This is a genomic window from Neomegalonema sp. (assembly GCF_028688855.1).
GTDB lineage: Bacteria > Pseudomonadota > Alphaproteobacteria > Rhodobacterales > Rhodobacteraceae > Neomegalonema.
Genome location: NZ_JAQTXI010000029.1, coordinates 1 through 16,805 on the forward strand (window position 1 = coordinate 1; position 16,805 = coordinate 16,805).

General features: G+C 69.2%; 17 protein-coding genes. 9 read left to right on the forward strand and 8 right to left on the reverse strand.

Annotated features, from left to right (window positions below):
- Positions 1-352: 352 nt before the first annotated feature.
- The 4 genes from PHN62_RS15790 to PHN62_RS15805 form a co-directional block, all read right to left on the reverse strand.
- Positions 353-1,546 carry a phosphoserine transaminase gene (locus tag PHN62_RS15790; RefSeq protein WP_300152311.1) on the reverse strand — a complete coding sequence of 398 codons (1,194 nt, stop codon included), beginning with the start codon at positions 1,544-1,546 and terminating at the stop codon, positions 353-355.
- 155 nt (positions 1,547-1,701) lie between these two features.
- On the reverse strand, positions 1,702-2,544 hold the full coding sequence (cysE, locus tag PHN62_RS15795) for a serine O-acetyltransferase (protein ID WP_300152312.1): 843 nt from the start codon (positions 2,542-2,544) through the stop codon (positions 1,702-1,704).
- 83 nt (positions 2,545-2,627) lie between these two features.
- Positions 2,628-3,182, reverse strand: a complete 555-nt coding sequence (locus PHN62_RS15800; protein WP_300152313.1) for a GcrA family cell cycle regulator — start codon at positions 3,180-3,182, stop codon at positions 2,628-2,630.
- 119 nt (positions 3,183-3,301) lie between these two features.
- Positions 3,302-3,508, reverse strand: a complete 207-nt coding sequence (locus PHN62_RS15805) for a zinc-finger domain-containing protein (protein ID WP_300152314.1) — start codon at positions 3,506-3,508, stop codon at positions 3,302-3,304.
- A 169-nt stretch (positions 3,509-3,677) separates the two neighbouring features.
- Here PHN62_RS15805 and PHN62_RS15810 point away from each other — a divergent pair, with 169 nt between their 5' ends.
- The 7 genes from PHN62_RS15810 to guaA all read left to right on the forward strand — a co-directional run bounded on the left by PHN62_RS15810 (position 3,678) and on the right by guaA (position 10,325).
- The gene (locus PHN62_RS15810; protein WP_300152315.1) at positions 3,678-3,896 is read left to right on the forward strand and encodes a hypothetical protein; all 219 of its coding nucleotides are present in this window, start codon (positions 3,678-3,680) and stop codon (positions 3,894-3,896) included.
- A gap of 12 nt (positions 3,897-3,908) precedes the next feature.
- A complete protein-coding gene (gene gph / locus PHN62_RS15815) occupies positions 3,909-4,607 on the forward strand; it encodes a phosphoglycolate phosphatase (RefSeq protein WP_300152316.1) in 699 nt (232 codons plus the stop codon).
- 177 nt (positions 4,608-4,784) lie between these two features.
- The gene (locus tag PHN62_RS15820) at positions 4,785-5,741 is read left to right on the forward strand and encodes a zinc ABC transporter substrate-binding protein (RefSeq protein WP_300152317.1); all 957 of its coding nucleotides are present in this window, start codon (positions 4,785-4,787) and stop codon (positions 5,739-5,741) included.
- Positions 5,738-6,589, forward strand: a complete 852-nt coding sequence (locus PHN62_RS15825; protein ID WP_300152318.1) for a metal ABC transporter ATP-binding protein — start codon at positions 5,738-5,740, stop codon at positions 6,587-6,589. The genes PHN62_RS15820 and PHN62_RS15825 overlap by 4 nt, the downstream gene beginning before the upstream one ends.
- A 3-nt stretch (positions 6,590-6,592) precedes the next feature.
- Positions 6,593-7,780, forward strand: a complete 1,188-nt coding sequence (locus PHN62_RS15830) for a metal ABC transporter permease (RefSeq protein WP_300152319.1) — start codon at positions 6,593-6,595, stop codon at positions 7,778-7,780.
- Positions 7,780-8,712, forward strand: coding sequence for a metal ABC transporter permease (locus PHN62_RS15835; RefSeq protein ID WP_300152320.1), 933 nt, complete (start codon positions 7,780-7,782; stop codon positions 8,710-8,712). The genes PHN62_RS15830 and PHN62_RS15835 overlap by 1 nt, the downstream gene beginning before the upstream one ends.
- A gap of 65 nt (positions 8,713-8,777) precedes the next feature.
- Entirely contained in the window at positions 8,778-10,325 is a 1,548-nt protein-coding gene (guaA, locus tag PHN62_RS15840) for a glutamine-hydrolyzing GMP synthase (RefSeq protein WP_300152321.1), read from the forward strand.
- Position 10,326: 1 nt separating this feature from the next.
- Here guaA and PHN62_RS15845 read toward each other — a convergent pair whose 3' ends face one another.
- Entirely contained in the window at positions 10,327-11,217 is an 891-nt protein-coding gene (locus PHN62_RS15845) for a LysR family transcriptional regulator (protein ID WP_300152322.1), read from the reverse strand.
- A 94-nt stretch (positions 11,218-11,311) separates the two neighbouring features.
- Between PHN62_RS15845 and ilvD the strand changes: the two genes are divergently transcribed.
- Positions 11,312-13,168, forward strand: coding sequence for a dihydroxy-acid dehydratase (gene ilvD, locus PHN62_RS15850; RefSeq protein ID WP_300152323.1), 1,857 nt, complete (start codon positions 11,312-11,314; stop codon positions 13,166-13,168).
- 58 nt (positions 13,169-13,226) lie between these two features.
- On the opposite strand, the gene PHN62_RS15855 is transcribed toward ilvD, so the two are convergent.
- Positions 13,227-13,571 (reverse strand): hypothetical protein, encoded by a 345-nt coding sequence (locus PHN62_RS15855; protein ID WP_300152324.1) that lies wholly within the window; start codon positions 13,569-13,571, stop codon positions 13,227-13,229.
- Between the two features lie 102 nt (positions 13,572-13,673).
- Positions 13,674-14,906 carry an argininosuccinate synthase gene (locus PHN62_RS15860; RefSeq protein WP_300152325.1) on the reverse strand — a complete coding sequence of 411 codons (1,233 nt, stop codon included), beginning with the start codon at positions 14,904-14,906 and terminating at the stop codon, positions 13,674-13,676.
- Between the two features lie 229 nt (positions 14,907-15,135).
- Between PHN62_RS15860 and PHN62_RS15865 the strand changes: the two genes are divergently transcribed.
- Complete coding sequence (locus tag PHN62_RS15865; protein WP_300152326.1) at positions 15,136-16,284, forward strand: NYN domain-containing protein; 1,149 nt, start codon at positions 15,136-15,138, stop codon at positions 16,282-16,284.
- Positions 16,285-16,290: 6 nt separating this feature from the next.
- On the opposite strand, the gene PHN62_RS15870 is transcribed toward PHN62_RS15865, so the two are convergent.
- Entirely contained in the window at positions 16,291-16,797 is a 507-nt protein-coding gene (locus PHN62_RS15870; protein ID WP_300152327.1) for an NfeD family protein, read from the reverse strand.
- Positions 16,798-16,805 lie beyond the last annotated feature (8 nt).

The following is a 16,805-nucleotide window of genomic DNA, read 5'->3' on the forward strand; positions in this document are numbered from 1 at the left end:
GGCCGTCGTATTTGCCGATCTCGGCCTTGAGCTCGTCCGGGGAGAGCTTGGGCGAGACGGTCACGTCGATGCCGCGGTTGCGGAAGATCTCGACGGCCTGGTTGCTCATGGAATCGCTGATGAGAACCTTGGGAGCGGTCATGGCGAAGCGCCTTCTTTATCGGAATTTCGGGGATGAGGCGCTCTGAGTTTTCGCTGGGTCGCGCTTTCACGACGCGAAGCCTGACCGGCCTCGCTGGAAAGCGCTCCAGGCCTCGGCCGCAGCCGCAGAGAGCGCCGTTCTGAGAAACGCGCCTCTCCTCGCGCCGCTTCGGGCGGCGCGTGAGGGCGTCTTGCGATCACGGGAGGAGGCTCAGGAGGCGGCGAGAGTCTCGGCCTTGGCCTGAGCGAAGGCGTAGTCGAGCCAGGGCGTCAGCGCCTCGATGTCGGCGGTCTCGACCGTGCCGCCGCCCCAGACGCGCAGCGAAGCCGGCGCCGAACGATAGCCGCCGATGTCGAGGGCCGCGTTCTCCTTCTCCAGAAGCTTCGTCATCTTCTTGACGAACTCCCAGCGGGCTTCCTCGTCCGGCAGGTTCAGGAAGACCGGATCCTTGATCTGGAAGCAGAGCGAGGTCGGCGAGCGGGTCGCCGGGTCTTTCGCCATCCACTCGGCCCAGTGGGACTGACGGATCCAGCGGTCGAAGGCGTTGAAATTGGCGTTGGCGCGGGCGATCAGGCCCTTGAGCCCGCCGACGCTCTCGGCCCAGTCGAAGGCCACGAGCTGATCCTCGACCGCCAGCAGCGAGACGGTGTTGAGGGTCTCGCCCTTGAACACGCCCTCGTTGAGGCCGTCGCCCTTGCGGATGCGGTAGATCTTCGGAATGGGCCAGGTCGGCGTATAGGTCTTGATGCGTTCGGCGGCGCGAGGGCCGAAGGCCATCATGCCGTGCTGGGCCTCGCCGCCGAGCACCTTCTGCCAGGACCAGGTGACCACGTCGAGCTTGTTCCAGGGCAGATCCATGGCGAAGGCCGCCGAGGTGGCGTCGGCGAGGACGAGGCCCTCGCGGTCGTCAGGGATCCAGTCGCCGTTCGGCGCGCGCACGCCCGAGGTGGTGCCGTTCCACGTGAAGCAGACGTCGCGGGTGAAATCGACTTTCGAGAGGTCCGGAAGATCGCCGTAGGCGGCCTTGGTGACCCTGGCCTCGATCTTGAGCTCCTTCACCGCGTCGGTGGCCCAGTCGTTGCCGAAATTCTCCCAGACGAGGATTTCAGCCGGGCGGGCGCCGAAGAGGTTCCAGAGCGCGCATTCCACCGCGCCCGTATCCGAGCCGGCGATGATCGCCAGGCGCCAGTCGGCCGGAATGCCGAGCATGGCCTTCGAACGGGTGATGACTTCCTCGATGCGCGCCTTGCCCTCCTTGGAGCGATGCGAGCGACCGACGGCGGCGCCTTCGAGCAGGCTGATGTTCCAGCCGGGGAATTTCGTGGTGGGGCCGGGCGAGAAACGCGGATTCGCAGGGCGCGTTTCGGGCTTCGCCGCAGCGGCGGCGGTCGTGGCGTCGGTCATGATCGGTCCAACCTCTGGTCGGGGGACGCGGTGCTGCGTCAGGCCGGGATTGGATAGCTCCGGAGACGGGCGCCGCGCAAGCGGCTTATGGTCGTAGGGATGAAGAATGACGCCTGCGTGACGCGGAGGGCTCGCCCCCGCGTCGGATTCAGGCTTCAGATGCCTTCGCCCTGGAAGGCGAATCGCTGGTCCATCTGCTTGGCCGGACAGTCGCAGCCCGCGTCTCCGACCACGCGCGCCGGAGCCCCCACCACGCTCTTGCGCGGCGGCACGTCGGCGAGGACCACCGAACCCGCCCCGATCCGCGAGCAATCGCCGATCCGGATGTTCCCCAGAACCGAGGCGCCCGCGCCGATCATCACGCCCGAACCGATCTTGGGATGGCGGTCGCCGGTCTCCTTGCCGGTGCCCCCGAGGGTCACGCCATGGAGGATCGACACGTCGTCGCCGATCACGGCGGTCTCGCCGATCACCACGCCGGTGGCGTGGTCGAACATCACCCGACGCCCGATCCGCGCCGCCGGATGGATGTCCACGCCGAAGACCTCCGATTGCCGCATCTGGAGGAAGCGCGCCGTCTCGCGCGCGCCCTGACGCCAGTGCCAATGCGCGATCCGGTGGGATTGCAGCGCCAGATAGCCCTTGAAATACATCAGCGGCTGGAACAGCCGCTCGCAGGCGGGATCGCGGGCCTTGACCGCGAGCACGTCCTCGCGGGCCGCCGTCGCGAGCCCCGGATCCGCCCGATGGGCCGTCGCGGCGATCTCGGCCAGAGCCAGAGCCGGAAGCTCCGGCGCGGCCAGCTTCCCGGCGATGCGGTGGACCAGCGCGTCGTCGAGCGAGGCGTGGGCCAGGATCGCTCCGTGCAGCGCCGCCGCCAGGAGCGGTTCGGCGCGGGCGGCGGCCTCGGCTTCGGCGCGCAGATCCGCCCAGAAGGCTTCGGCCGGGTCTCGCGCGCCCGTCAGCAGGCCGCCCGCCCGCAAGCTGATGGTGTTCATGCTTCGCCTCTCTGGTCCGATGGGCCCGAGAGGCGAATCTAGCGCATTTCGCAGCGCGTCAAAAGCATAAGCTTATCCGACGATCAGCTGACGGTCAGAAGCTTGGGCGGGCGGTTGCGGTCGCGGCGGTTGGACATCGGCTGATAGGCCGCCAGAGTATGGGCCGCGCAATAGGGCTTGCCCGCCGCAGAGGGCAGGCCGCAGAAATGGAAATCGTCGTGGTTGGGGTCGCCGATGGGCCATTTGCAGGTCCGTTCGGTCAGCTCCAGCAGAGAGAGGCGGCGGGCCTTCTTCTCCAGGCTGGCGAGGTCCACCTGAGGCGCGGCGACCTCCTCGATCTCCTCGTCTTCGTCCTCCAGCTCCTCGATCTCCTCCTCGGGCTCGACCGGATCGGCGGCGCGGGCGGCCTCGGGGGCGGGGGCGGCTTCGGCCGGAGGGACGACTCCGGCGGCTTCGGCGGCCTCCGGCTCGGCGAGGCCCTCGCCCTTCTCCACCCGGTTCGAGAGCCCGAGGCGGTGCACCTTGCCGATCACGGCGTTGCGCGACACGCCGCCGAGCTGCTTGGCGATCTGGCTGGCGCTGGCGCCTTCGTGCCAGAGCGCCTTGAGCTGCTCGACTCGTTCATCGGTCCAGGACATGGGGAGACTCCTGCGAAGGGCGGATGGGGCGGCGCGGATCCGGAACGGAGGCTCCGGAAGGGCCGGAGGTCATAAAGGGCGCGGAGGCCGGGGCGCAAGCCCGCTCCGCGCGAAAGGCGTCAATGGGCCGCGTCGAGCTGGAAGCGGCGGTCGCAATAGGGGCAGTCCGCCCAGCCGCGCGCGCCGATCTCCAGCCAGACCCGCGGATGCCCCAGAGAGCCGCCCGGGCCGTCGCAGGCCACGCGATGGGCGGAGACGATCACCGTCTCGGGCGGCGGCAGGGCCGCGGAGGGATGGACGGCGGGCGCGGAGCGCTCATCGGACATGGCGGAACTCCCTTGGGTGGTCCCTCGGCGGGGAAGGCCTGCGGGCGGTGGAGAATGGCGAGAGGGCGGCGGCTTGCGCCCGCTCCGGTGCGGTTTTAGGCCTTGGCGCCCATGGGAGGCAAGCCCGCCTTTCGCGAATCCCCGCCTTTCGCGACTCAGGGAGGCGCCCGTGACGAGGCCGCAGGTCCGGCCTCCGGCCGAAGAGGATTCCCCCGCTGGCGGGAGCTCCGGCGCGCATGTCGTCCGCCGCCGCGACGCCCGGATGATCGCGTCGGGCGTGCCAGGGGTCTGCCGGCCGATCCATGAGGCCGACGCGGCCGCGCGTCGTCTGTACGATCAGGTCGCCGAGCGTTCCGGATTCCTGCACTATCGCCGGAATCTGATCTGAGGAGCCTTTCCCGTGACCTCTGAACTCCCCCGCGCCGTGATCTTCGATCTGGACGGCACCCTCGTCGACACCGCGCCCGATCTGGTGGGGGCGCTCAACGACCTGCTTGCGGTTCTTGACCTGCCGCCCGTGACGCTGGAGCAGGGGCGGGCGGCCTCGGGGCGGGGCGGGCGCTCGCTGATCCAGGTGGGGCATGAGCTGGCCGGAATCCGGCTGACCGAGGCCGAAGTGGACGCGCTCTATCCGCGCTATCTGGAGCATTACGCCGCCCGCGTGGCCGTGGATTCGGTCGTCTATCCCGGCGTGACGGCGCTTCTGGATCATCTGGAGGCTCAAGGCTGGCGGCTCGGGATCTGCACGAACAAGCCGCTGCGCTTCGCCGAAAGCCTGATGCGCTCGCTCGGGCTGCGGGAGCGGTTCGGCGTGCTGCTCGGCGCCGACAGCCTGCCCGTGCGCAAGCCCGATCCGCGCCATCTCGTCGAGACCCTGACGCGGCTCGGGGTGGAGCCCGACCGCGGAATCCTCCTCGGCGACACCGAGACCGACCTGAAGACCGCACGCGCCGTCGGGATTCCCGTGGCGCTGACCAGCTTCGGCTACGCCCCCGTTCCGGTGGCCACCTATGCGCCCGACGCGGTCTTCCATCATTACGACGAAGCCCCCGAGATGATCGAAAGGCTCTGGGCGCTCGGCAGGGCCTGGGCGGGCTGAGGCCCCCGCTTCCGGCGCCGGGGCGGAATCGCGACCCCATTCTTGAGAATGGTTCTCATTCTCATTGACGAATTGAGAATGATTCTCATATAGACGTCTTCAGGAGATCGGCGCGCCCCTCCTGCGGCGGGGCCAGGACGAAGGACGAGGCGGATGGTCGGCGCGAGGATGTGGAGCATGGCGGCGGGACTCGTCCTGAGCGGAGCGGCGGCCGCTCCGGCTCAGGAGGCGCCGCTTCAGGTGGTCGCCACCACGGGCATGATCGCCGACGCCGCGCGGGGCGTCGGCGGAGAGCGCGCCCAGGTGCGGGCCCTGATGGGCTCGGGCGTCGATCCGCATGGCTATCGGGCCACGCGCAGCGACGTCACGGCTCTGGCGCGGGCGGATCTGGTGCTCTGGCACGGGCTGAACCTCGAAGCCCAGATGCGGCCCCTGCTCGAGGAACTCGGCGAGAGCGGCGCGAGCTTCCCCGTGGCCGAGGCTCTGCCGAAGGAGAAGCTCCAGCCCCTCGCGGCGGACGGAAGCGATTCCGAAGGCCATGATCCGCATGTCTGGATGGACGTCGCGCTCTGGTCGGGGATCCTGCCGGGCGTCCGCGATCAGATGTGCGCCCTGCGTCCGGCGGATTGCCCCGTCTTCGCCGCCAACGCCGAAGCCTACGCCGGGCGGCTCGCCGCCCTGGAGGCCCGCGCCCGCGAGGCCGCCGCCACGGTGCCGCCCGAAAGGCGCGTGCTGGTCACGGCCCATGACGCCTTCGGCTATTTCGGCGCCGCCTACGGATTCGAGGTGGAGGGCGTCCAGGGCGTCTCGACCGAATCCGAGGCGGGGCTCAAGCGCGTCGGGGATCTGGTGGAGATTCTGGTGTCGCGGGGGATCGGGGCGGTCTTCGTGGAATCCTCCGTCTCCGACCGGAATCTGCGGGCCCTCGTCGAGGGCGCCGCCGCGCGCGGCCGCAAGGTCGCCATCGGGGGCGAGCTCTTCTCCGACGCCATGGGGCCGGCGGGGAGCTACGAAGGGACCTATCCCGGCATGATGGACCATAATTTCGCGACCATCGTTCAGGCTCTGGGCGGCGCGGCTCAGGGCCAGATCGCGGCGCAGGAAGCCGCGCGCGCAGAAAGGGGAACGCCGTGAATCTCGCCTCGCGACAGGAGGATTTCGCCCTCGCGGCCCGACCGGACGGGCCTCCGGCCTCCGGCCCTGCGCCTCTGGAGGCCAGGGGCCTGAGCGTCTCCTACGGCGTCAAGCCCGCGCTGATCGGCGTGGACGCCGCCTTTCCCTCCGGACGCATGGTCGCGGTGATCGGGCCCAACGGCGCGGGGAAATCCACCTTCCTGAAGGCGGCGCTCGGGCTGGCCCCGAAGATCGCCGGAGAGGTCGAGATCTTCGGCGAGCCCGTCGACCAGGCTTACGGCCGCTTCGCCTATGTGCCCCAGCGCGCCAGCGTGGACTGGGATTTCCCCACTCAGGCCCTCGACGTCGTGAGCATGGGGCTCTACCGCGAACTCGGCCTTATGGGCCGCTTCCGCGGCGAACACCGGCGCCGGGCCATGGCGGCTCTGGAGCGGGTCGGCATGGCGGATTTCGCGGATCGTCAGATCGGGCGGCTCTCGGGCGGACAGCAGCAGCGCGTGTTTCTGGCGCGGGCTCTGGCCCAGGAGGCCGACCTCTATCTGCTGGACGAGCCCTTCGCGGGCGTGGACGCCGCCACCGAGCGCGCCATCGTCGAGGTGCTCAAGGGCCTTCAGGCCGAGGGGCGGACGGTGGTCTGCGTGCATCACGACCTCGCCACGGCGCAGGAGTATTTCGACTACGCCCTGCTGCTCAATCTGCGCAAGATCGCCGAGGGCCCCATCCGCGAGGTGCTGACCATCGGGAATCTGCAGCGCACCTACGGCGGGCGCCTGACCGGGCCCCAGCTGGCGGCCTTCGGGGCTTCGGGCGGGGCTTCGGGCGGGGCTTTCGGCGGGGCGGGCGGCTGAATCATGGAGATCCTGCTTCAGGCCCTGACCCTGCAGCTCGGCCATAACGCCACCCTGGCGACGCTCGGCGCGGGCATGTTCGGGCTGGCGGCGGGCGCGAGCGGCGCCTTCCTCGTGCTGCGCAAGCGCTCGCTGGTCAGCGACGCCATGGCCCATGCGACCTTGCCGGGGCTGGCTCTGGCCTTCCTGATCATGGCGGCTCTGGGCGGCGACGGGCGCGGATTGGCCGGACTGATGTTCGGCTCGGCGGTTTCGGCGGCTCTGGGGCTGCTGGCGGTGGACTGGCTGACCCGCCGCACGCGGCTCACCGAGGATGCGGCCATCGGCGCGGTGCTCGCGAGCTTCTTCGGCTTCGGCGTGGTGCTGATGACCGTGATCCAGACCCTGCCTTTCGGACATCAGGCCGGACTCGAGAGCTTTCTGATCGGCTCCACGGCGGGGATGCTCCGCGCCGACGGCCTGACCATCCTGGTGGGCGGCGCCGGAGCCCTGATCCTGACCTTCCTGCTCCGGCGGCCCATGACGCTGGTCGCCTTCGATCCGGAATACGCCGCCGCCTCGGGGGTGAAGGTCCGGCGGATCGACCTGGCGATGATGGCCCTCGCGGGCGGAATCATGGTGGTGGGGCTGAAGATCGTCGGGCTGGTGCTGGCGGTGGCCATGCTGATCCTGCCCGCCGCCGCCGCCCGCTTCTGGACGGATCGCGTCGAGCGGGTGGTCTGGGGGGCGGGGCTGATCGGCGGCGCCTCCGGCTTCGTCGGGACGGCGCTTTCGGCCGTCGCGCCGAGGCTGCCGACCGGGCCCATGGTGGTGCTGACGGCGGCGGCGATCTTCTTCCTCTCGATGATCCTCGCGCCGGGACGCGGCGCTCTGGCGGTCTGGAGCGCGCGGCGCGGCTTCGGGCGCAAGCTGCGGCTGAGGGCCGGATTGCTGGCTCTGGCCGAGGGGCGCGCCCCCTCCGCCGAGGCTCTGGCGGCGCTGCGGCGGGCGGGCTTCGCGTCGGCGGCGGGCGAGGCGACCGAGGCGGGCCGCAAGGCCGCCCGCGAGGCCGCCGAAGACGAAAGCCTCTGGGCGCGGGCGCGCGAGATCCTGCCGCCCGAGGCGCTGACCGGCCGCGACGACGGCGCGACGCCTCTGCGCGCGGCGCTCACGCCCGACGAATGGAGTCTGGTGAAGGGAGCTTCCGCGTGATGGGCGAGGAATTTGTGCGCTTCAGTCTGGCGCCTCTGCTGATCGGGGTTCTGGCGGCCATGGCCTGCGCCCTGCCGGGAAACTTCCTGCTGCTGCGGCGTCAGGCGATGATCGGCGACGCGATCAGCCATGTGGTGCTTCCGGGGATCGTGGTCGCCTTCCTGCTGACGGGCTCGGTGACGACCTGGCCGATGATGCTCGGGGCTCTGGGGGCGGCGGCGCTCTCGGCGGTCCTGATCGAGCTGGTGCGCCGCTTCGGGCGGGTCGAGCCGGGCGCGGCCATGGGCGTGGTCTTCACGACGCTCTTCGCGCTCGGGGTGCTCATGCTGGAGCGGGCGAATCTCGGGCGGGCGCATCTCGACGTGCAGCACGCGCTTTACGGCAATCTCGAAAGCCTGATGTGGCTGAGGAGCTCGGGATGGAGCTCGCTGCTCGATCCGCAGGCCCTCGCGCGTCTGCCGGAGGAGCTGCCGCGCATGGCGGGGGTGGCGGGGCTCATGGGGCTGCTGACGCTGGTCTTCTGGCGGCCGCTCAAGATCGCCAGCTTCGACGAGGGATTCGCCCGCTCGCTCGGGATTCCCGTGCGGGGAGTCTCCTTCGGGATCGTGCTGGCGGCGGCGGCGGCCTGCGTGGCGGCCTTCGACGCGGTGGGCTCGATCATCGTCATCGCGATGCTGGTCTGTCCGCCCGCGACGGCGCGGCTCATGACCGACCGGCTCTCGACGCAGGTCTGGCTGAGTCTGGGCTTCGCGGCCTTCGCCGCGACGGCGGGCTACGTGCTGGCCGGATACGGGCCGATCTGGCTGGGCGGCGAACACGCCGTCAGCGCGGCGGGCATGATCGCGACCGTCGCGGGCCTGACGCTCGGGATCGCGGCGCTCTGCGGCCCTCATCGACGTCGCGACGAGGCGGGGGAGTCTCAACCGCTTTGACGGCGGAAGCCTGAGCCTCTAGAAGGCGCTCCATCATCCTTTCGCGCGCTTCAGGAGCTTGTCCCATGGCCGAATCCGTCCTCATCATCGACTTCGGCTCTCAGGTGACGCAGCTGATCGCCCGCCGCGTCCGCGAGGCGGGAGTCTATTGCGAGATCGCCCCCTTCCAGTCGGCGGAGGAGGCTTTCCAGCGCATGGCGCCTCAGGCGGTGATCTTCTCGGGCGGCCCGGCCTCGGTGCTGGAGGAGGGGAGCCCCCGCGCGCCTCGGGCGGTCTTCGATTCGGGCGTGCCGATCCTCGCCATCTGCTACGGACAGCAGACCCTCGCCACCCAGCTCGGCGGCAAGGTCGAGGGCGGACACGCCCGCGAATTCGGCCGCGCCGACGTGAAGATCCTGAAAAGCTCGCCCTTGTTCGAAGGTTTCTGGGAGGTCGGCGGCGCCTATCCCGTCTGGATGAGCCACGGCGACCGCGTGACCCGCGCCCCGGAAGGCTTCGAGGTGGTGGGCGCCTCCGAGAACGCGCCCTTCGCCATCGCCGTGGACGAGAAGCGCCGCTATTACACCACCATGTTCCACCCCGAGGTCGCCCACACCCCGGACGGCGCGAAGCTTCTGGCGAATTTCGTCCACAAGATCGCCGGGCTGAAAAGCGACTGGTCGATGGGCGCCTATCTCGACGAGGCCGTGGCCAAGATCCGCGCGCAGGTGGGCGAGGGCAGGGTGCTCTGCGCGCTCTCGGGCGGCGTGGATTCGGCGGTGGCGGCGGCGCTGATCCATCGCGCCGTCGGCGACAAGCTGACCTGCGTCTTCGTCGATACGGGGCTGATGCGCTCGGGCGAGGCCGACGAGGTGGTCGGGCTCTTCCGGGATCACTTCAACATTCCGCTGATCCACGCCGACGAAGGCGAGCGCTTCTTCTCGGAGCTGGCGGGGGTGAGCGATCCGGAACAGAAGCGCAAGATCATCGGCAAGCTCTTCATCGACATCTTCGAGGAGAAGGCGAAGGAGATCGGCGGCGCGGATTATCTCGCGCAGGGCACGCTCTATCCCGACGTGATCGAAAGCGTGAGCTTCAGCGGCGGACCTTCGGTCACGATCAAGTCGCACCATAACGTCGGCGGGCTTCCGGCGCGGATGAACATGAAGCTCGTCGAGCCTCTGCGCGAGCTGTTCAAGGACGAGGTGCGGGCTCTGGGGCGGGTGCTGGGCCTGCCGGACAGCTTCGTGGGACGTCATCCCTTCCCGGGGCCGGGGCTCGCGATCCGCATCCCCGGCGAGGTCTCGCGCGAGAAGGCCGACATCCTGCGCGCCGCCGACGCCATCTATCTCGACGAGATCCGCAAGGCGGGGCTCTATGACAAGATCTGGCAGGCCTTCGCGGTGCTGCTGCCGGTGCGGACGGTCGGGGTGATGGGCGACGGGCGGACTTACGACTCCGTCTGCGCCTTGCGGGCGGTGACCTCGGTGGACGGCATGACCGCCGACTTCTTCCCGTACGACATGAATTTCCTCGGACGCTGCGCCACGCGGATCATCAACGAGGTGAACGGAATCAACCGCGTGGTCTATGACGTGACCTCGAAGCCCCCGGGGACCATCGAGTGGGAGTGAGCTAGCCCCTGGCCTCCCGCGCGACCTCCAGAAAGCCGCGCAGGGTGGGCGCGGCTTCGGCGCGCCGCCAGACGAGCCCCGTCTCCAGGATCGGGGCCTTGTCGCGCAGGTCGCGGTAACGCACCCCCGTCCGCGCCAGATTCCGCAGCGAAGCCGGAACCAGCGCCAGGCCAAGACCCGCCGAAACCAGACTCACGATGGTCTGCATCTGGGTGGCCTCCTGAGCCACCTTCGCCTCGCCGCCATGCGCCCGGACGTAGCCCGTCACGAGGTCATGAAAGGCCGGCGCCGCAGGCCGTGGAAAGAGGATCAAGGGCGCCCTGATCGCCTCTTCCGGCGCAAGAGGATCCTCCCGATCCCCCAAGCTCTCCGGGACCGCCGCCACCAGAGGCTCCGAAAGCAGCGGCAGATAAGCCAGAGCCTCCGGCAGAGCCCCCGAAGGCGGCGCCACGATCAGTCCCGCATGGCCCTCGCCCGCCAGAAGCCGCGAGATCTGCACGTCGCTGGTGGCCTCGGTCAGGGCGATCTCCACATCCGGAAAGCGCGCCGCATAGGCCCGCACGAGGCTCGGCAGGACGCTGTAGGTCGCGGTGCCCACGAAGCTCAGGGCCAGACGCCCCGCCTCGCCGTCGCGCAGACGCCGCGCCGCCTCCGGCAGAGCCTCCAGAGCCTCCAGAGCCGCCCGCACATGCGGAAGCCAGCTTTCGCCGAAAGGCGTCAGCGCCACGCTGCGTCGGGTGCGCTGGAACAGACGCGCCCCCAATTCCGCCTCCAGCGCCTGAATCGACTGGCTCAAGGGGGGCTGGGTCATGCCGAGCCGCTCCGCCGCGCGCCCGAAATGCAGCGTCTCGGCGAGGATCGCGAAATGCTTCAGGCGGCGAGGCTCGATCATTCATATCTCCGGCGAATGAATCGCCTCCGAATCATATATTTCACAATCGGCTCGAAAGGCGATACCCCTGCGGCTTCACTCAGGGAGGTTCGAGATGCCCACCTATCGCTCCAGAACGACGACTCATGGCCGCAACATGGCCGGCGCCCGGGGACTCTGGCGCGCCACCGGCATGAAGGATTCCGACTTCGGCAAGCCGATCATCGCCGTGGTCAACAGCTTCACGCAATTCGTGCCGGGGCATGTGCATCTGAAGGATCTGGGGCAGCTCGTCGCGCGCGAGATCGAAGCGGCGGGCGGCGTCGCCAAGGAGTTCAACACCATCGCGGTCGACGACGGAATCGCCATGGGCCATGACGGCATGCTCTATTCGCTGCCCTCGCGCGAGCTGATCGCCGACGCCGTGGAATACATGGTCAACGCCCATTGCGCCGACGCCATGGTCTGCATCTCCAACTGCGACAAGATCACGCCGGGCATGCTCATGGCCTCGATGCGGATCAACATCCCGAGCGTCTTCGTCTCGGGCGGGCCGATGGAGGCGGGCAAGGTGATCGTCAAGGGCAAGGAGCGCGCCCTCGATCTCGTCGACGCCATGGTCGTCGCCGCCGACGAGTCCTACACCGACGAGGAGGTCAAGGCCGTCGAGCGTTCGGCTTGCCCCACCTGCGGCTCCTGCTCGGGCATGTTCACCGCCAACTCCATGAACTGCCTCACCGAGGCGCTGGGGCTCTCGCTGCCCGGCAACGGCTCGACGCTCGCCACCCACGCCGACCGCGAGAAGCTCTTCCTCGAAGCCGGGCGGCTCGTGGTGAAGCTGGCGCGGCGCTGGTATGAGGAAGGCGACGAAACCGCCCTGCCGCGCGGCATCGCCACCTTCGAGGCCTTCGAAAACGCCATGAGCCTCGACATCGCCATGGGCGGCTCGACGAACACCGTGCTGCATCTGCTGGCGGCGGCTCAGGAGGGCGGCGTCGACTTCACCATGAACGACATCGACCGTCTGTCGCGGCGGGTGCCCTGCCTCTGCAAGGTGGCGCCGGCGAAAAGCGACGTGCACATGGAGGACGTCCATCGCGCGGGGGGCATCATGTCGATCCTCGGCGAGCTGGAGCGCGGCGGCCTCCTCGATTCCTCGCGCCCGACGGTCCACGCCAGGACCCTCGGCGAGGCGCTGAACCGCTGGGACATCACCCGCACCAAGGACGCCGCAGTGCATGAGTTCTTCCGCGCGGCGCCGGGCGGCGTGCCCACCCAGATCGCCTTCAGCCAGTCGGCCCGCTGGGAGGAGCTCGACGCCGACCGCGAGAAGGGCGTGATCCGCTCGGTGGAGCATCCCTTCTCGAAGGACGGCGGACTCGCGGTGCTCTTCGGGAACATCGCCCCGGAAGGCTGCATCGTGAAGACGGCGGGCGTGGATGATTCCATCCTCGTCTTCAACGGCGTGGCGCGGGTCTATGAAAGCCAGGACGCCGCCGTTTCGGGCATCCTCGGCAATCAGGTCAAGGCGGGCGACGTGGTGGTCATCCGCTACGAAGGCCCCAAGGGCGGACCCGGCATGCAGGAGATGCTCTATCCGACGAGCTATCTGAAGTCGAAGGGGCTCGGCAAGGCCTGCGCCCTGCTCACCGACGGGCGCTTTTCGGGCGGCACTTCGGGCCTCTCCATCGGCCATGTCTCGCCGGAGGCGGCGGAGGGCGGGCTCATCGCTCTTGTCGAGACGGGGGACCCGATCCTCATCGACATTCCGAACCGGACCATCAGGCTGGATCTGCCGGAAGCCGAGATCGCGCGTCGCCGCGCCGCCATGGAGGCCAAAGGCAAAGAAGCCTGGAAGCCCGCCGCGCCCCGCAAGCGCAATGTGACTCCCGCGCTCCGGGCCTACGCCGCCATGACCACCAACGCCGCCAAAGGCGCCGTGCGCGACGTCAGCCAGGTCGAGAACCGCTGAGGGATCGCAGCCGCGAAGAAAGGCCGCGTCCGGGAGGCCCCCCGGGCGCGGTGTTCCTTCAGGAGGCCCTTCCGGGCCTCAGGGCCCTGAAGGCCCACCAGGCGCAGACGGCGGGCACGGCGGTGAAGATCGCCGTGAGCAGCAGCGGCGCGAGGCCTCCGCCGCCGAAGAGCCGGATCAGCGCCCAGAGCCCCGTCCCGGCGATCCAGAGCAGCAGCGCGCAGGAGATCCCGAAATGGAGCCTCCTCCGGTCCAGCTTCATGGCGAAGCCCTGAGCCGCGCCCAGAACCGCCAGAGCCACGGAGAGTCCGATTCCCGCCCGCGCGAGGTAGATCCCCGCCGGAATCAGCAGGATCAGCGCCAGAAGATTGAGTTGGGAAGGTTTTTCGGCGAATTCGGGCATGGGGCTTCCTGATGATCCTCACGCAGCCATATGAACGCAAAACGTCCTGAATCTCCATGAAGATTCAGGACGCTCCCGTCAAGTTCAAGACCGGCGGAAGGCTCAGCCCTTCTTCAGGCGCTGATCGCGCATCGCCAGCAGCCGCAGCCGCAGCGCGTTGATCTTGATGAAGCCGCCGGCGTCCTTCTGGTCATAGGCGCCCTTGTCGTCCTCGAAGGTCACATGCTGCTCGCTGTAGAGCGAGGCGGGCGAAGAGCGGCCCACCACGTTCACCGAGCCCTTGTAGAGCTTCAGACGCACGTCGCCCGTCACATGCTCCTGCGACTTGTCGATCAGGGCCTGAAGCATCTCGCGCTCGGGGCTGAACCAGTAGCCGTTGTAGATCAGTTCGGCGTAGCGCGGCATGAGCTCGTCCTTCAGATGGGCCGCGCCGCGGTCCAGCGTGATGGACTCGATGCCCCGATGGGCCGCCAGAAGCACTGTGCCGCCCGGAGTCTCGTAGACGCCGCGCGACTTCATGCCGACGTAACGCCCCTCGACCAGATCCAGACGGCCCACGCCATGAGCGCCGCCGATCTCGTTGAGCTTCGTCAGCAGCGCGGCGGGCGAGAGCTTCACGCCGTCCACGGAGACCGCGTCGCCCTTCTCGAAGCCGATGGTCACGTATTGGGGCGTATCCGGGGCCTTCTCGGGATCGACGGTGCGCTGATAGACGATGTCGGGCGCCTCCTCGGCGGGATCCTCCAGCACCTTGCCCTCCGAAGAGGTGTGCAGCAGGTTGGCGTCCACCGAGAAGGGGGCGTCGCCGCGCTTGTCGCGCGGAACCGGAACCTGATGCTTCTCGGCCCATTCGATCAGCCTGGTGCGCGAGGTCAGATCCCATTCGCGCCAGGGCGCGATCACCCGGATGTCGGGCTGAAGCGCATAGGCGGAGAGCTCGAAGCGGACCTGATCGTTGCCCTTGCCGGTGGCGCCATGGGCCACGGCGTCGGCGCCCGAGGCGCGGGCGATCTCGACCAGATGCTTCGAGATCAGAGGCCGCGCGATGGAGGTGCCGAGCAGATAGAGCCCCTCATATTGCGCGTTGGCGCGGAACATCGGGAAGACGAAATCCCGCACGAACTCTTCGCGCAGATCCTTGATGTGGATGTTCTCGGGCTTGATCCCGAGGGTCAGCGCCTTCTGACGGGCGGGCTCCAGCTCCTCGCCCTGCCCGAGATCGGCGGTGAAGGTCACCACTTCGCAGCCGTATTCGGTCTGGAGCCACTTCAGGATGATCGAGGTGTCGAGGCCGCCGGAATAGGCGAGCACGACCTTCTTGGGCTTGGACGACATGGAGACCCCTCGGAGAGATGCTTTCGTTCCCGTGGGTTTACGAAATCGCCCGATCCGGAGCAAGGGGAGGCGGGGCGGAGGCCTCTCCGCGAGGAAGAGGGGAAACGGAGAGGCGGCGCAATCCCGGATTGATTTTCCATCCCATGCGGAGCATGAAGGGCGCCCCTCTGACGTTCCTGCGCGAACCGCCTGCGGACCGCGAGCCGCTGACGGAGAAGACGGAGAAGACATGGAGACCCCCAGGCCCCTGATGGTCCTGCTGATCGACGCGGAGAACGTGTCGCCGCGCTTCTGTCCGGAGATCCTGAGGATCGCCGAAGGATGGGGACGGCCGGTGGTCCGGCGCGTCTACGGCGACTGGAGCGGACTGGCGCTCCAGGGCTGGCGGGATTGCGTCCTGCGTCACGGCCTGCTGGCGGTGCAGCAATTCGCCTACGCCAGCGGAAAGAAGGGCGCGGCCGACGCCGCCCTCATCGTGGACGCCATGGATCTGCTCCATACGGGCAGATACGGCGCCTTCTGCCTCGTCTCCAGCGACAGCGACTTCACGCGGCTGGCCCTGCGCATCCGCGAACAGGGCCTGGAGGTCTGTGGAATCGGCGAGCGCAAGGCCGTCCCCGCCCTGGCCTCGGCCTTCGACAGGTTCTGGCGGCTCGCGCCCCCGCAGACGGAGTTCCCGGCGGCGCCGTCTCCCTTGAAGCGGCCGGGAGGCCTCCCGAACGCCCGTCCGGCCCTGCGGCGGATCTTCCTCCAGGCCGCCGACGTCGAAGGCTGGGCGATGATCTCGAAGCTCGGCACGCTGGTCCGCTACGCGACGCCGCCGCTGAACCCCGCCGACTACGGATTCCCGAAGCTGCTGCCCTTTCTGGAGGCCAGCGGGCTCTTCGAGATCCTGCCCGATCCGAAGGGAGGCGGCCATATCCGGGCCGTCCTGAGGAGTCCGGACGCGGAGAGCCTCCGGGCGCTCCGGAGGGCCCTCCCCTCCGAGGCTCCGGAGACTCCGGACGGAGCCGCGGAGCCCGGCGGATGGACGCCGCTGGCGGAGATTCTGGAGCAGCTGGACCGCGAGGCGCCGGAGTTCGTGCCGCTGGAATGGGGATGCGCCGACTTCGCCGAGGTCTTCCTGATCCTCGGCTACGAGACCGACGAGGCGCGCGAGCGTCTGCGCCTGCGTCCGCCGCAGATCGGAGAATCGGGCTTCCCCGAAGCTCTCTCCGTCGGGCCGGAACGCGCCGGATCGGGCCTCGTCGAGCCGCCGGGCGAGACGGAGTCCCCGCAGACGGAGGAAGGATCCGGCGATCCGGCGGAGGATCAGGCGGCGCCCGATCCGGAGGAGGACCCGGCGGAGCCCCTTTCGCCCTTCTTCAGGATCGGCTGAGAAGGCTCAGGGCTCGGAGGGGCCGCCCGCCGCGCCGCCGGGCTGAAGCCGCCGGACGATGAGCTGTCCGTTGCGATGGGCGGTGACGATCAGCGGCGCGCCCGAGGGGACGGTCTCGCCTTCCTCCAGGCGCGCGCGCCACATGACGCCGTCCACCTGCACGGTTCCGCGTCCGCCGACGAATTCGCCGTTGGCCAGGGTCTCGCGCCCGAGGGTGCGGCCCATGCGGTCGTTGATGCCGTCGGCGGCGGCGTCGTCGCGCCAGGGCGCCGAGATCCGCCGCGCCGAGATCCCCAGCGCGAAGGCCAGAGCCGCAAAGGCCAGAAGCTGGCCGTTCAGGTTCGGCAGAAGCGGCGGATGCACCGCCAGGACCGCCGCCACCAGAAGCGCCGCCGCCGCCGGTCCCGCGAGGAAGAAATCCCCGCTGAAGGTCTCGGCGATCAGCAGCAGCAGCCCGACGATGATCCAGCCCCAGACGGCGTGCGAATTCATGAAGCCGAGAATGACGTCCATGGATCTCC

What these genes read in the sequence shown, in the direction of transcription:
- PHN62_RS15800 (WP_300152313.1), bottom strand. Translation starts at nt 3,182, where the DNA reads ATGTCCTGGACCGATGAACGAGTCGAGCAGCTCAAGGCGCTCTGGCAC.
- ilvD (WP_300152323.1), top strand. Translation starts at nt 11,312, where the DNA reads ATGCCCACCTATCGCTCCAGAACGACGACTCATGGCCGCAACATGGCC.
- PHN62_RS15830 (WP_300152319.1), top strand. Translation starts at nt 6,593, where the DNA reads ATGGAGATCCTGCTTCAGGCCCTGACCCTGCAGCTCGGCCATAACGCC.
- PHN62_RS15865 (WP_300152326.1), top strand. Translation starts at nt 15,136, where the DNA reads ATGGAGACCCCCAGGCCCCTGATGGTCCTGCTGATCGACGCGGAGAAC.
- PHN62_RS15860 (WP_300152325.1), bottom strand. Translation starts at nt 14,906, where the DNA reads ATGTCGTCCAAGCCCAAGAAGGTCGTGCTCGCCTATTCCGGCGGCCTC.
- PHN62_RS15870 (WP_300152327.1), bottom strand. Translation starts at nt 16,797, where the DNA reads ATGGACGTCATTCTCGGCTTCATGAATTCGCACGCCGTCTGGGGCTGG.
- PHN62_RS15805 (WP_300152314.1), bottom strand. Translation starts at nt 3,508, where the DNA reads ATGTCCGATGAGCGCTCCGCGCCCGCCGTCCATCCCTCCGCGGCCCTG.
- guaA (WP_300152321.1), top strand. Translation starts at nt 8,778, where the DNA reads ATGGCCGAATCCGTCCTCATCATCGACTTCGGCTCTCAGGTGACGCAG.
- PHN62_RS15820 (WP_300152317.1), top strand. Translation starts at nt 4,785, where the DNA reads ATGGCGGCGGGACTCGTCCTGAGCGGAGCGGCGGCCGCTCCGGCTCAG.
- cysE (WP_300152312.1), bottom strand. Translation starts at nt 2,544, where the DNA reads ATGAACACCATCAGCTTGCGGGCGGGCGGCCTGCTGACGGGCGCGCGA.
- PHN62_RS15855 (WP_300152324.1), bottom strand. Translation starts at nt 13,571, where the DNA reads ATGCCCGAATTCGCCGAAAAACCTTCCCAACTCAATCTTCTGGCGCTG.
- PHN62_RS15845 (WP_300152322.1), bottom strand. Translation starts at nt 11,217, where the DNA reads ATGATCGAGCCTCGCCGCCTGAAGCATTTCGCGATCCTCGCCGAGACG.
- PHN62_RS15790 (WP_300152311.1), bottom strand. Translation starts at nt 1,546, where the DNA reads ATGACCGACGCCACGACCGCCGCCGCTGCGGCGAAGCCCGAAACGCGC.
- PHN62_RS15835 (WP_300152320.1), top strand. Translation starts at nt 7,780, where the DNA reads ATGGGCGAGGAATTTGTGCGCTTCAGTCTGGCGCCTCTGCTGATCGGG.